This is a genomic window from Roseomonas aeriglobus (assembly GCA_016937575.1).
GTDB classification, from domain to species: Bacteria; Pseudomonadota; Alphaproteobacteria; order Sphingomonadales; family Sphingomonadaceae; genus Sphingomonas; species Sphingomonas aerigloba.
Map to the genome: position 1 here is coordinate 257,930 of JAFHKN010000002.1, position 12,700 is coordinate 270,629.

Annotated in this window: 14 protein-coding genes; 7 read left to right on the forward strand and 7 right to left on the reverse strand. The window is 66.2% G+C overall.

Translation table 11 applies throughout. The annotated features are described in order from the left end of the window. Positions 1-13: 13 nt before the first annotated feature. The 7 genes from JW805_01620 to JW805_01650 all read right to left on the reverse strand — a co-directional run bounded on the left by JW805_01620 (position 14) and on the right by JW805_01650 (position 5,778). Positions 14-808 carry an IclR family transcriptional regulator gene (locus JW805_01620; GenBank protein MBN2970714.1) on the reverse strand — a complete coding sequence of 265 codons (795 nt, stop codon included), beginning with the start codon at positions 806-808 and terminating at the stop codon, positions 14-16. Continuing rightward, positions 808-1,197: a nuclear transport factor 2 family protein gene (locus JW805_01625; GenBank protein ID MBN2970715.1), complete on the reverse strand. Its 390-nt coding sequence runs from the start codon at positions 1,195-1,197 to the stop codon at positions 808-810. Before JW805_01625 ends, JW805_01620 begins: the two co-directional genes overlap by 1 nt. Beyond that, positions 1,194-2,318: a cobalamin-independent methionine synthase II family protein gene (locus JW805_01630; GenBank protein ID MBN2970716.1), complete on the reverse strand. Its 1,125-nt coding sequence runs from the start codon at positions 2,316-2,318 to the stop codon at positions 1,194-1,196. Before JW805_01630 ends, JW805_01625 begins: the two co-directional genes overlap by 4 nt. Further along, on the reverse strand, positions 2,315-3,172 hold the full coding sequence (locus JW805_01635) for a protocatechuate 3,4-dioxygenase (GenBank protein MBN2970717.1): 858 nt from the start codon (positions 3,170-3,172) through the stop codon (positions 2,315-2,317). Before JW805_01635 ends, JW805_01630 begins: the two co-directional genes overlap by 4 nt. Next, a complete protein-coding gene (gene ligA / locus JW805_01640; protein ID MBN2970718.1) occupies positions 3,172-3,582 on the reverse strand; it encodes a protocatechuate 4,5-dioxygenase subunit alpha in 411 nt (136 codons plus the stop codon). Before ligA ends, JW805_01635 begins: the two co-directional genes overlap by 1 nt. A 67-nt stretch (positions 3,583-3,649) precedes the next feature. Then, complete coding sequence (locus JW805_01645) at positions 3,650-5,050, reverse strand: aminomethyltransferase family protein (protein ID MBN2970719.1); 1,401 nt, start codon at positions 5,048-5,050, stop codon at positions 3,650-3,652. Further along, positions 5,047-5,778 carry an alpha/beta fold hydrolase gene (locus JW805_01650; protein ID MBN2970720.1) on the reverse strand — a complete coding sequence of 244 codons (732 nt, stop codon included), beginning with the start codon at positions 5,776-5,778 and terminating at the stop codon, positions 5,047-5,049. Before JW805_01650 ends, JW805_01645 begins: the two co-directional genes overlap by 4 nt. An 89-nt stretch (positions 5,779-5,867) precedes the next feature. Here JW805_01650 and JW805_01655 point away from each other — a divergent pair, with 89 nt between their 5' ends. The 7 genes from JW805_01655 to JW805_01685 all read left to right on the forward strand — a co-directional run bounded on the left by JW805_01655 (position 5,868) and on the right by JW805_01685 (position 12,700). Then, entirely contained in the window at positions 5,868-6,737 is an 870-nt protein-coding gene (locus JW805_01655; protein MBN2970721.1) for a methylenetetrahydrofolate reductase, read from the forward strand. A gap of 41 nt (positions 6,738-6,778) precedes the next feature. Continuing rightward, positions 6,779-7,630, forward strand: a complete 852-nt coding sequence (gene purU / locus JW805_01660) for a formyltetrahydrofolate deformylase (protein ID MBN2970722.1) — start codon at positions 6,779-6,781, stop codon at positions 7,628-7,630. A 147-nt stretch (positions 7,631-7,777) separates the two neighbouring features. Continuing rightward, positions 7,778-8,893, forward strand: coding sequence for an FAD-dependent oxidoreductase (locus JW805_01665; protein MBN2970723.1), 1,116 nt, complete (start codon positions 7,778-7,780; stop codon positions 8,891-8,893). Positions 8,894-8,910: 17 nt separating this feature from the next. Beyond that, positions 8,911-9,813 carry a VOC family protein gene (locus JW805_01670; protein MBN2970724.1) on the forward strand — a complete coding sequence of 301 codons (903 nt, stop codon included), beginning with the start codon at positions 8,911-8,913 and terminating at the stop codon, positions 9,811-9,813. 55 nt (positions 9,814-9,868) lie between these two features. After that, the gene (locus JW805_01675) at positions 9,869-10,975 is read left to right on the forward strand and encodes an alpha/beta fold hydrolase (protein ID MBN2970725.1); all 1,107 of its coding nucleotides are present in this window, start codon (positions 9,869-9,871) and stop codon (positions 10,973-10,975) included. After that, positions 10,972-11,751: a cyclase family protein gene (locus tag JW805_01680; protein MBN2970726.1), complete on the forward strand. Its 780-nt coding sequence runs from the start codon at positions 10,972-10,974 to the stop codon at positions 11,749-11,751. The genes JW805_01675 and JW805_01680 overlap by 4 nt, the downstream gene beginning before the upstream one ends. Positions 11,752-11,755: 4 nt before the next feature. Beyond that, entirely contained in the window at positions 11,756-12,700 is a 945-nt protein-coding gene (locus JW805_01685) for a fumarylacetoacetate hydrolase family protein (GenBank protein MBN2970727.1), read from the forward strand.

Consider the following 12,700-nt stretch of genomic DNA (forward strand, 5'->3'; position numbering starts at 1 on the left):
TGTTGATCGATCGTCAGACGTCGGACGCGGTCGGTCCGTCGATACGGTGAGCCGGGGACGCGCCTTCCAGGGCGCGCTTCGCCGCCAGCAGTTCGTCGCCGATCAGTCGCCGCAACTCGTCGTCCAGCCGGATCGACGGGGCCGCGATGCCGATCGCCAGTTCGGGGCGCCCATTGCGGACGATCGCGACGCCCAGGCCCGAAATGCCGGGTGTGAATTCCTGCTCGGTCGTCGCGAGGCCAGTGCGGCGAATGTCGGCGATCTGACGCCGCAATGCAGGATCAGACAGCGTGTGCGGCGTGAATCGCGTACGCGCGGTTTCGGCGAAATACGCCGCGACCGCGGCATCGTCATGGCTCGCCAGCATCGCCTTGCCGGCGGCGACGGCATGCAGCGGGACGCGGGCGTCGACCTGCATCGCATAGCGCAGGCTCTGACCCGACGTTTCGGTCATCGCGACGACCATGTCCCAGTCCGCCGGCAGGAAGAGCGACGTCGTTTCGTCAAACCGGCGACGCAGCGCACGAATGATGGGGCGCGCACGATCCACCAACAGGTCGGGACCGCTGCGGGCAAGCCGGGTCAGCCCTTCGCCAGGCAGGAACAGCCGGCCTTCACGGTGCAGATAGCCGCGCTCGACCAGTGTCGCGAGCAGATAGGACAGGCTGCTCATCGGTATGGCGAGCGACGTCGCGATCTGTTGCGCCGGAAGGCCCTCCGGGTGCGCGACGACATGCTCGATCAGGTCGAGCGTCCGCACCGCGGACTTCACGCCCGATGATGCGCCGCTGTCGCGCGCGGCCGCCATCAGAAACTCAGATACCCACGGCGCTCGGCGAACAGCCAAGCGCCGTCGATGCGCACGAAGCGATCGTGGAAGCCGCCAAGCTTCGGTGCAGCGTCGGGCTGGAACAATGCCATCGCGGACTCCGCGACCGCCGTATCGGGCGACAGGACGTCGACGACGATATTGCTGCACAGGTGACGCGTCGCGCGTGCGGGCCGCGCGCGAAACGCGGCGAGGATCGCATCGCGCCCGACGATCCAGTCGTCCGGCGTCGTCGGTCGTGCCATCCGCCCCTCGGGTGCATAGAGCGCGGCGACGGTGTCCCAGTCGCCGGCGTCGTTCGCATTGGCGTATAGCGCAATCAGCTTGGCACAGGCCTGTTCGATCGTTGCACGCTCGTCGGCAGTCACATCCGGCCATCCGCCATATCGGCACCGTCCCTGAGCGCCCTCAGCTTCTTCCATGTCACGCCCGGATCGATCTTGCCATAGCCGGCAAAGGTGCCGAAGCCGCAATCGGTACTGGCGATCACCCGGTCCTTACCGACGATCGCGGCAAAGCGTTCGATGCGTTGCGCGATCAGTTCGGGATGCTCGACATAATTGGAGCAGGTGTCGATCAGCCCGGGCGCAAGCACTTTGTCGTCGGGCAGTGCCGCATCGCGCCACACGGTCCATTCATGCTCGTGACGAGGATTTGCGGCCTCGAACAGGATCGTCGCCGGACGGGCGGCGATCACCGTGTCGATCACGCGGTCGAGGGGGATGTCGTGATCGTGCGGGCCTTCGTAATTGCCCCAGCAGATGTGCATTCGCATCCGGTCGGCCGGAATGGTCGCGGTCGCCGCATTCAGTGCCTCGACGTTCGCGGTCGCCGTGCGGACGAATTCGGCATCGCTCTGGTCCTGGTATCCGGTATGGCGCGACATCGCGAGGTCGGGGCAGTCGAGCTGCAGGTCGAAGCCGGCCGCGACGATCGCTTCATATTCCGGCCGCATCGCGTCGACCAGGTCGGCCAGATAGGCTTCGTGACTGGGGTAATGGCGGTTGACCTGAAAGGCGGTGATCAGCCCCGGCGAGGCGGCGTTCATGAACGCACGTGCCGCGCCGCCGGCGCGATCGAGCGCGATGCGGAAGCGGCGGATATCGTCGTGAAGCGGCGCGAGCGTTTTCAGACGCACCGGGCCGAGACACGATGCGCGGGTGAAGTCCTGGCTTCCCATGATCGCCGACAGCTTGCGGGCGAGATCCGGGTGCGCAGCCAGATCGGCGGCGGGGCGGCGATCGATATGTCCGCCGAACCCCTCCAGCCGCTCGATCATATAGGTCGAATAGCCGACCTTGCCGAGTTCGCCGTCGCTGACGATCGACACGCCGGCCGCGACCTGCTGCGCGACCGCTTCGTCAACTGCGGCCTGCACCAGATGGTCGAATTCGGCGGCATCATACGGCTGACCCTTGTCGCGGGCGAGCAGCAGCGGAGTCAGCGCGTCGCCGCGCGGCAGGCTGTCGACGTGAGTCGTCTCGATCATGCACCGAGCTCGTCGGCGACCGGGCGAAGGACGATATGGCCGAGCGCGGTGTTGCTCGCCGGGACATGATAATGACGATGCAGTTCCTGCGTGCGCCGGCCGAGCGCGCCGCGCATCACCAGCCACATCACCATCTCGATCCCCTCGCTGCCCGTCTCGCGCAGATACTCGATGTGCGGAACGCGACGCAGCGCATCGGTCTCGCCCGACAGGCGGTCGAGGAAGGCGGTATCCCATTCGCGGTTGATCAGGCCGGCGCGCGGGCCCTGCAACTGATGGCTCATGCCGCCCGTGCCCCAGACCTGGACGTTCAGATCCTCCGGAAAGCTCTCGACCGCGCGGGCAATCGCCTCGCCCAGCGCCCAGCAGCGGTTGCCCGAGGGCGGGGGATAGGTGACGACGTTCACCGCCAGCGGGATGACCCGGACGGGCCAGCGTTCGACATCGCCGAACATCATCGTCAACGGCACGGTCAGGCCGTGGTCGACGGTCATCTCGTTGATGATCGTCATGTCGAACTCGTCGAGCACAAGGCTCTGCGCGATATGCCAGGCAAGGTCGGGATGGCCGATCACTTCGGGCACCGGGCGCGGACCAAAGCCTTCGTCGGCAGGCTGATAGCTATCACCACAACCGATCGCGAAGGTGGGGATGATCTTCATGTCGAACGCCGATGCATGATCGTTGTAGACCAGGATCACGACGTCGGGCTTCTCCACCTTCTCCCACTCGCGGGTCCAGTCGAATCCGGCAAAGGCGGGGGCGAAGATCGGTTCTGCGGTGCGCTTATGGTCGTGCGCGAAGCCGAGCACGGGGATGTGGCTGCATCCGATACCAGCGGTGATCCGGGCCATCAGCGTCCTTCCTTCGTGGAGCGCACGCCGACCGGCGAGCGTCCGCCGGCGAGCATCATCGCCTGATAATCATCCGAGGTCATGCCGGTCATCGTGCTGACGCCCTGCAGAAAGCTCAGCCCGTCACAGGCAATGACCTTGGCGAGGAAATAGATATTGCCGCCCATGTCGAGCAGGCGGTTGTAGTCGCGGTCGAGGACGCCCTGTTTCTGCGCCTCGGTCATCGGCCATGCATCGAGATAGGCGCGCTCGTCGGCCTTGAAGCGCGCGCGGTTCTCGGGCGTCATCAGGCTCATCGCAAACTGGTTCAGATGATAGCCGTCGCGCGCGCGGGCGGCGGTGAAGACGCGCGTGCCGGGAATGTCGTCGAATTCGGCAAGATAGCTCGCCACGTCGGAAACGGTCGGCATGCGCACGGGCCTTCGCGTCGGGGAAAAGGAGGGCGCGGGCAGCGAACCGCCCGCGCCCCTCGTCTGTTTACGCTGCCTTCGTGCGCCAGCCGTCGGCATAGCTGTCGCGCGCCACTTCCGAATATGGCACCGGCGCGACCGTCGCGCGGATTTCGGTCTGGACATGCGGCTCGACCGTGGGCTTCGCGGTGCCGCCGTCGGGCTCGCCCCAGAGCAATGTCACTTCGGTGCCCGGCGTCGCGAATTCCTCGTCGACCATCGCCAGCGCCAGGAAGCGGCCGGCGTTGACGGTGTAGCCGATCCAGGTCGACAGGCCGACCAGCTTCCCGTCCTTCAGTACCGAGTCATAGGGGTGCATCGCGTAGACGGCGCTCGGGAATTCGAGGAACTTGGCCTTGTCGCCGGTCTGGAGCATCGAGCTCATCACCCGGACGATATCTTCGTTGTCGAGCGCCAGCGTCACCTTGCGGCGGTGGGGCTGGTCCTTCATCCGCTCGAGCGCCTCGCGGCCGACGAAATCATGGTCGAACTTGACCATGATGCCGTAACCGAGATCCCAGGGCGTCAGGTAATAATCCTCGATGTTCTCGGATACGAAGCTGCCGCCGAGCGAGCACTTGCCCTCATAGCTGTTGGCGCTCTGCCAGTCGCGGAAGCCCTGCGAGCCTTCGCCGGTGTAGAGTGCGGGGAGCGGGGAGGGGATCCAGCCCGATTCCAGCGTATTCGACGAATAGGTGCGGCCACCGCACAGCTTCAGCCCGAAGTCCGCGCCGGCTTCGATCAGCGCATCGCGGACGGTGTCGTAATCCTGCCACGGGCCGAACAGCTCATAGCCCGGCTGACCGACCATGCCGTGGCGCAGCGCGCGTACCTCGACGCCGGCAATGGTGATCGGCGCCATGTGGAAGAACTTCAGATCCGGCGGTGTTTCGCCCATCGCCTTTTCCAGCACCTTCATCGCGTTCGGGCCCTGCAACTGGAAACGATAGTTGCGGCGATAGCCCTGCTGGTCGAGCGGGCGGGCGGCGGTGCGTTCGTCCCGCTCGACCGTCACGTCCCATTTGCCGGTCGATGCCCAATATTCGACCCATTCGATCGACGGCGCGCGACCGACCAGCTCGAACTTCTCCTCTTCGAGATAGAACAGGATGACGTCGCCGATGACATAGCCCTCGGGCGTGACCGGCGCGAACTGCTTGGCGCGGTTGGGGACGAAGCCCTTGAAGCTGTTGGGCGCAAGGTACGACAGCATATCGAACGCGCCCGGGCCGGTGACCAGCAGGTCGACCATGTGGAAGCTCTGGTTGAACAGCACCGCGGTTTCCGCCCACGACCGCTGCTCGTCGCGCCAGTTCGAATATTCGGCGGGCACGCCGGGATAGGCGTTGGGCCCGACCTGCTGATTGCGCAGGAAATCGACGATGTTGGGCTGTTCGTCGAGAACGGTTTGAAGCGTCTTGTCGGTCACGGAAGTTTCCTCTGCTGGAACGAGTGGAATGAGGACGGGTCGATGCGCGCGAGCCAGTCGGCGACGGCGCGGGTGAAGGCGTCGGGGGCCTCGGCGGGGGCCATGTGCCCGGCACCGGGAACGATCGACAGTGTCGCGTCTGCGATCCGCTCGGCAATCGCGCGCTGCTGAGCGGCGGGCGACCAACTGTCGTGTTCGGCACCGATGACCGCGACGGGGCAGGTCAGCGTCGGCAGCACGCTCTCCGCATCCGGCCGACCGAGCAGCGCGCGGATCTGGCGTTCGAAGACGTCGAGGCCGGCCTCGACCGCCATGGTGTGGAGCATCCGGTAGGCGGGGGCGTCATGCGGCGTGCCGGGAGCCATCATCGGCGGCAGCCAGTGATCGACCAGCGCGGCGGCGCCCTCGCGCCGGCCGAGGTCGAGCAGCGCATGGCGCGCGGCCGCTTCGCCGTCACGCACCGGATGAACGCCGCTGTTGGCGATCGCGATGCCCGCGATACGATCGGGGGCGCGGCGCCATATTTCCAGGGCGACCCGTCCGCCCATCGAATGGCCGAGCAGTGCGGCGTCGTCCGGCAGATGGGCGAGTGCATGATCGACCATCGCGCCGATGCTGTCGGCGTTGCCATAGAAGCCATCGATCACGATCGCATCGCACGCCGCGATCTGCGCGGCGAACAGGCGTCCGTCACACAGCAGTCCCGGCAGGATAACGAGTCGCGCCACTGACCTCTCCAATTCGCGTTTGTGAAGTTTCATCTATACGAAGCTTTGGCGCCGCGCTAGTGGCTTCTTACGACGTTGGGGAGAGCGAGATGTCGACGCCGATTCTGCACCCGAACTGGGCACGGCCTGCACGCAATATGGTGGACGGCTACTCGATCGAGATCACCGCGAAGGATGTCGCGTCGCTCGAGGCGGCGGCTCCTGCGATGCCTGCGGAAACACCGGTCGCGATTACCTTTTTGCCCGGCGAAGCGATGGACGCCCGCGTCGCCGCGGCGGTTCGCGTTCGCGACCTCGGGTTCGAACCGATGCCGCATTTCTCGGCCCGGCGGATCGCGTCGACCGATGATTTTGAACGCTATCTGGCCGCGGTGGTCGACCAGGCGTCGGTGCGGCGCTGTTTCGTGATCGCCGGCGACCCGACCGAGGCGGAGGGGCCCTATCACGACAGCAGCGCGCTGATCGGCAGCGGGGCGTTCGAGCGGGCCGGTATCCGCGCGATCGGGGTCGGCGGACATCCCGAGGGGCATCCGCACATGACACCCGAGCAGGGGTGGCAGGTCCTGCAATCGAAATGCGCCGATATCGCCGCGCGGGGCATGGCGCCGCTGATCGTCACGCAGTTCGCCTTCGATGCCGCCGCGGTGCTGCGATGGGTCGCGATCGCGCGTGAAAGGGGGATCGATGCGCCGATCCGGATCGGCGTGCCCGGGCCGGCGGGCATCAAGACTTTGGTTCGCTTCGCCGCGCGTTGCGGCGTCGGGGCGTCGACCTCGGTGCTCGCCAAATACGGCATTTCGATCGGGCAGCTGCTGGGTACCGCCGGGCCGGACAGGCTGATCGCCGCGCTGGAGGCCGGGCTGACGCCCGCACACGGCGCGCTACGCCTGCACTTCTACCCGTTCGGCGGGGTCGAAAAGACGGTCGGCTGGATCGCCGACTATGATCGCGCGCACTGACACGCCAAAGACGTCACGACATCGAAAGGGATCGTATCACCATGTCCGACATCGCCGTTCTGCGCCTGCAATGCCCGGACGCACTGGGTCTGGTTGCGCGCGTGTCCGGGTTTTTGAGCGAGCGTGACTGCAATATCGTCGATGCCCAGCAGTTCAACGATCCGGCGAACGCGCGGTTCTTCATGCGCGTCGCCTTTCGCCATGACGCCGATCTCGACGCATTGCGGACCGCCTTCGCTCCCATTGCCGAGGCGGCCGGCATGGACTGGACGCTGAAGGATGCCGCGCAGAACCGCCGCGTCGTGCTGATGGTGTCGCGCTGGGACCATTGTCTGGGCGACCTGCTCTACCGCATGGTTCTCGGCGAGCTGCCGATGGACGTCGTCGCGATCATTTCCAACCATCCGCGCGAACGGCTGCACACGTCGTTGATCGGCGATATCCCCTATCATTATCTGCCGACCACGCCGGCGACCAAGGCGGACCAGGAAGCCGCGGTGAAACAGGTCATCATCGATACGGGCGCAGAGCTGGTGGTCCTCGCGCGCTACATGCAAATCCTGTCCGACGATCTGGCGCGGTTCCTCTCGGGGCGCTGCATCAACATCCACCACAGCTTCCTGCCCGGGTTCAAGGGCGCCAAGCCCTATCATCAGGCGCACGAGCGCGGCGTGAAGATGATCGGCGCGACCGCGCACTACGTTACCGCGGATCTGGACGAGGGACCGATCATCCATCAGGACGTCGAATTCGCCAGCCACGCCGACACGCCCGATGATCTGGTGCGCAAGGGGCGCGACGTCGAGCGACGGGTGCTGGCGGAGGCGGTCAGGCTCCACCTCAATGACCGGGTTTTCCAGAATGACGCGCGGACGGTCGTCTTCCGCGATTGATATCATTCCTATTGATCCGCTGGCATCAAATAAACTCATTTTATCTATTCAATCCCGCACGATAGCTTCGACTGACATAACGAAGCTGGAGGGGTACGTGGACAGGTTGCGCGGGCATGGACGATCGAGCCGGGCGTGGGTGCGTCCATGAAGGCGCTCGATATCCTCGTTATCGGCGGCGGCATTGGCGGGCTGACCGCGGCGATCGCGCTGCGGCGCGACGGCCATGCGGTGACCGTCGTCGAGAAGGACCCGACCTGGTCGGTGTACGGCGTCGGCATCATCCAGCAGTCGAACGTCATCCGCGCGATGAGCGAGCTGGGGCTGATCGACAGTTATCTGGATGCCGCCTGCGGGTTCGATCATGTCGAGGTCTTCACGCCCGCCGGTGTGTGCGTCGCGCGGGTGCCGTCGCCCAATCTCGTTCCGGGGTATCCCGCGAACGTCGGCATCGCCCGGCCCGCACTGCACAAGGTGCTGGCCGACCGCGTGATCGCCGACGGCGTTCAGGTGAAGCTGGGTGTCACCGCGACGGCGATCGACGATCGCGGCGACCGCGTCCACGTCGCATTGTCGGATGGCAGTACGCGCGACGTCGACGTCGTGGTCGGTGCGGACGGCGTATATTCGCAGACCCGGCAGCAGCTGTTCCCCGACGCGCCGAAGCCCGACTACACCGGCCAGGCGGTGTGGCGCTACAACCTGCCCCGACCCGAGGGGCTCGATGCACTGCAGGCCTATAACGGGCCGATCGGCATCGGGCTGGTGCCGATGAGCGTCGAGCAGATGTACATGTTCGTCACCACGCCCGAGCCGGCAGGCACGCGGTATTCGCGCGAGGGGCTGGCCGCGGCGATGCGTGCCAAGCTGACCGCGGCGCCGGCGGCCGTGCAGGCGCTGGGGGCGCGCATCACCGACGACGACGGTGTCGTCTACCGCCCGCTGGAGACGTTGATCGTCGATGGCGACTGGCACAAGGGGCGGGTCGTCCTGCTGGGTGATGCGCTTCACGCGACGACCCCGCATCTGGGGCAGGGCGCAGGAATGGCGATCGAGGATTCGATCGTGCTGGCGCAAGAGATCGCCAAGGCCGACACCCCCGAGGCGGCGTTCACAGCCTATCGCGAGCGCCGCTACGACCGCTGCGCCTATATCGTGCGATCCAGCCTGGCGATCTGCCGCGGGCAGCTGGGGCTGTCCGAACCCGTCGATAACGCGGCCGCGACACGCGAGATGTTCGCGGTCGTCTCCCAACCGATCTGAGCCGAAGGACCTGTCGAATGAGCCGAGTAACTGACATCCGCTATGTCGGATATGCGATGCCCGACATGGAGGCCGAACGCGCCTTCTACGCCGACGTCTGGGGGCTGGAGCCGGTGCCGAGCGATAACGGCATGGCCTATTTCAAGGCGCAGGGGCACAGCGAACATCATGTCGTCCGCCTGCGTCAGGATGACGTGGCCCGCGTCGACGTCATCGCGCTGGCGACCACGACCCGCACCGATGTCGATGCGCTCCACGACCGCGTGATCGCGGCGGGCTGCAAGATCATCTTCGCGCCGCGTGACCTGACCTCGCCGGGCGGCGGTTACGGATTCCGCTTCTTTTCGCCCGACGGCCTGCCGTTCGAAGTGTCGAGCGACGTCGCCGAAGGCGCCAAGCGGACGATGGCCCGGTGGGATGCGGTGCCGCAGAAGATCAGCCACATCGTCCTCCACTCGCCCGACCACAAGGCGGCGGTTCAGTTCTTCGTCGACGTGCTGGGCTTCAAGCTGAGCGACTGGCTCGGCGATTTCATGGCGTTCCTGCGCTGCAACGAGGCGCATCACCGCATCGCTTTCTTGCCCGGGCCGCCCTGCCTCAATCACGTCGCCTACGACGTGCTGACCGTCGACGACATGATGCGCGGCATCAGCCGTTTGCGGAAGAAGGGCACCGACATCCTCTGGGGTCCGGGCCGCCATACCGCAGGCAACAACACGTTCAGCTACTTCACGACGCCGAACGGTTTTGCGGTCGAATATACGTCGGAGTTGGAGGACGTCGATTTCCACACGCATGAAGCACAGGTCCACGTTCCCGGACCACAGGTGATGGACCAGTGGGGCGTGGGCGTCGGCGGCCCGCAGACGATGCCGCACCCGAAGCCCGATCCGGCGCTGTTCCAGGCAGCGGAGGTCTGAGGCCGTGGCGCTCTTCGAATATTTTCCGAACTATATTTGGAACCTGTCGGTCGCGATGGCGATGGAGAGCGGCGCGCAGATCGGCGAGATCGTCGACATGTGCCAGCCGATCCGCGATGCGGCGGCGAACGGGGCCGACGCCGGCACGCCGCAGTTTATGGCGAAGTGGGTCGAAACGGCCGACAAACTGATCGCGCTGGCCGCCGAAGACGAGGCACGCGGTCGGGGATTTTCCGCGTCGGACAAGCTGGAGCGGGCCGCATTGTACCTGCTCGTCGCCGAACGCATGCAGGGGCATGGGCATCCCGGGCGCAAGGCGACCTATGCCAAGGCGCGCGAGACGTTCGATCGCTCGACGCGCCTAGGCCGCCTGCCGCGAGAGCGGATCGAAGTGCCGCTGGCCAAGGGCACGATGCCGGCGCTCTACACCCGCGCGCCAGGCGACGGGCCGAAGCCGGTCGTCGTCTATTGCAATGGCCTCGATAGCAGCAAGGAACTGCTCTACTGGTCGAAGCTGCCGCATGCGCTGGCGCGACGCGGCATTTCCACCCTGTGCGTCGACCAGCCGGGGTCGGGCGAGGCGCTGCGTCTGCAGGATCTGCCGGTCGATCCGCACAGCGAGACTTGGGCGTCGAAGGCTGTCGACTGGCTCGAGGCGCGCGACGACATCGATCCCAAGCGGATCGGCATGACCGGCATCTCGCTCGGCGGCCATTTCGCGCCGCGCGCGGTTGCCTATGAACCCCGCTTCGCGAGCGGCGCGGTGTGGGGCGCAAACCACAATTGGCGCGAGGTGCAGGACAAGCGGATGAAGCGCGAGGGCGAGAATCCGGTTCCGCATTACTGGGCGCACGTGATGTGGGCGTTCGGCGCGAGCGATATGGACGATTTCCTCAGCCGATCGACCGACATGAACCTGAACGGTCATATGGACCGAATCCGCGTGCCCTTCCTCGTCACCCATGGCGCAAACGATCGGCAGATCAGCGTCGATTATGCGCATGATCTGCACGACCAGCTGGTCAATGCGCCCCGCCGCGAGCTGAAGCTGTTCACCGCGCGGGAGGGCGGGGTGGAGCATGTCGGCGCCGACAACATGAGCTACGGCCGCGATTACATCGCCGACTGGTTTGCCGATACGCTGGGCGGACACGTTGCATGACCCGCCGGTTCCTCGACCTGTCGATCACCCTCGACCCGGAGGTCATCACCGACCCGCCGTTCATGCGCCCGTCGATCACCTATCAGACGCATGAGGAGACGGTCGCGGAGGTGCAGAATTTCTTCCCCGGTCTGACCGCGGAGCAGATGCCGGGCGGCCTCGGCTTCGCGGCGTCGGAGACGCTGACGCTGACCACGCATAACGGCACGCATCTCGATGCGCCGTGGCATTATCATCCGACGATGGACGGGGGCGAACGCGCGATCACGATCGACGAAGTGCCGCTCGACTGGTGTTTCCGTCCCGGCGTGAAGCTCGATTTCCGCCACCTGCCCGACGGCTATGTCGCGACCGCGGCGGATGTGGAAGCGGAACTGGCGCGGATCGGGTACGCGTTGCAACCGCTTGACATCGTGCTGGTCAATACCGCCGCCGGTGCGGCCCTCGGCAGCGCCGACTTTCTGGGGAAGGGGTGCGGGATGGGCTATGAAGCGACGATGTACCTGACCAGCCGCGGTGTCCGCGTGACCGGCACCGACGCCTGGAGCTGGGATGCGCCCTTCGCCGCGACGGCCAGGCGGGTGGCGGAGACGGGGGACACCTCGCTGATCTGGGAAGGGCACAAGGCCGGCCGCGACATCGGCTATTGCCACATGGAAAAACTGACCAATCTCGACCAGTTGCCGCCCTCAGGCTTCACCGTTTCGTGCTTCCCGGCAAAGGTGAAGCGCGGGTCGGCCGGCTGGACGCGCGCGGTCGCGATCTTCGAGGACTGACACAATGCGCCTTGCCACCCTGCGCGATGGAACGCCTGACGGGCGCCTCGTGATCGTGTCGCCCGATGGAACGCGCTGCGCACCCGCGCCGGTCGCGACGTTGCAGCAGTTGCTCGAGCAGTGGGATACGCAGGCCGCGGCCTGTGCGGCGGTTGGCGACTTTCCCGACGCGCTCGACCATCGAGAATTGGCGGCTCCACTGCCGCGCGCCTGGCAATGGCTCGACGGATCGGCGTTCGACAGCCATGGCGCGCTAATGGATCAGGTGTTCGGCATCTCGCCCGAACGCACCGGCCTGCCGTTGATGTACCAGGGCCTGTCCGATCGCTTCTACGGACCGTTCGACGATGTGCCCCTGCCGTCCGAGGAGTTGGGCATCGATTTCGAGGGCGAGTTCGGCGTGATCGTCGACGCCGTGCCGATGGGCACGCCGGCGTCGGCGGCGCTCGACCATGTCCGGCTGGTCGTCCAGATCAACGACTGGTCGCTGCGCACGCTCGCCGGACCCGAAATGAAGACCGGTTTCGGATGGGTGCAGGCAAAGCCCGCGTGCAGCATGGCGGGCGTCGCCGTCACCCCCGACGAACTGGGCGACGGCTGGCGCGACGGCCGCGTGTGCCTGGACCTGCTGGTCGACTGGAACGGCGCGCGGTTCGGTGCCCCCAATGGCGCGGCGATGGCGTTCGGCTTTCACGAACTGATCGCCCATGCCGCACGCACGCGGTCGCTGCCGGCGGGGACGATCATCGGGTCGGGCACCGTATCGAACGCCAATTTCCGCGAGGTCGGATCGACCTGCATCGCCGAGCGCCGCGGGATCGAGATCGTCGACGAAGGCGCCGCGCGCACGTCCTTCATGCGTTTTGGCGACACGGTGCGAATGGAGGCTCGCCGCGCCGACGGCAGCGCGCCGTTCGGGGCGATCGAGCAGCGGGTCGTCCAGAACTGA

Bases quoted from the DNA above. Each gene is read 5' to 3' on its own strand.
- JW805_01620 (MBN2970714.1), bottom strand. From the start codon at position 808: ATGGCGGCCGCGCGCGACAGCGGCGCATCATCGGGCGTGAAGTCCGCG.
- JW805_01635 (MBN2970717.1), bottom strand. From the start codon at position 3,172: ATGGCCCGGATCACCGCTGGTATCGGATGCAGCCACATCCCCGTGCTC.
- JW805_01675 (MBN2970725.1), top strand. From the start codon at position 9,869: ATGGCGATGGAGAGCGGCGCGCAGATCGGCGAGATCGTCGACATGTGC.
- JW805_01665 (MBN2970723.1), top strand. From the start codon at position 7,778: ATGAAGGCGCTCGATATCCTCGTTATCGGCGGCGGCATTGGCGGGCTG.
- JW805_01685 (MBN2970727.1), top strand. From the start codon at position 11,756: ATGCGCCTTGCCACCCTGCGCGATGGAACGCCTGACGGGCGCCTCGTG.
- purU (MBN2970722.1), top strand. From the start codon at position 6,779: ATGTCCGACATCGCCGTTCTGCGCCTGCAATGCCCGGACGCACTGGGT.
- JW805_01680 (MBN2970726.1), top strand. From the start codon at position 10,972: ATGACCCGCCGGTTCCTCGACCTGTCGATCACCCTCGACCCGGAGGTC.
- JW805_01670 (MBN2970724.1), top strand. From the start codon at position 8,911: ATGAGCCGAGTAACTGACATCCGCTATGTCGGATATGCGATGCCCGAC.
- JW805_01630 (MBN2970716.1), bottom strand. From the start codon at position 2,318: ATGATCGAGACGACTCACGTCGACAGCCTGCCGCGCGGCGACGCGCTG.
- ligA (MBN2970718.1), bottom strand. From the start codon at position 3,582: ATGCCGACCGTTTCCGACGTGGCGAGCTATCTTGCCGAATTCGACGAC.
- JW805_01655 (MBN2970721.1), top strand. From the start codon at position 5,868: ATGTCGACGCCGATTCTGCACCCGAACTGGGCACGGCCTGCACGCAAT.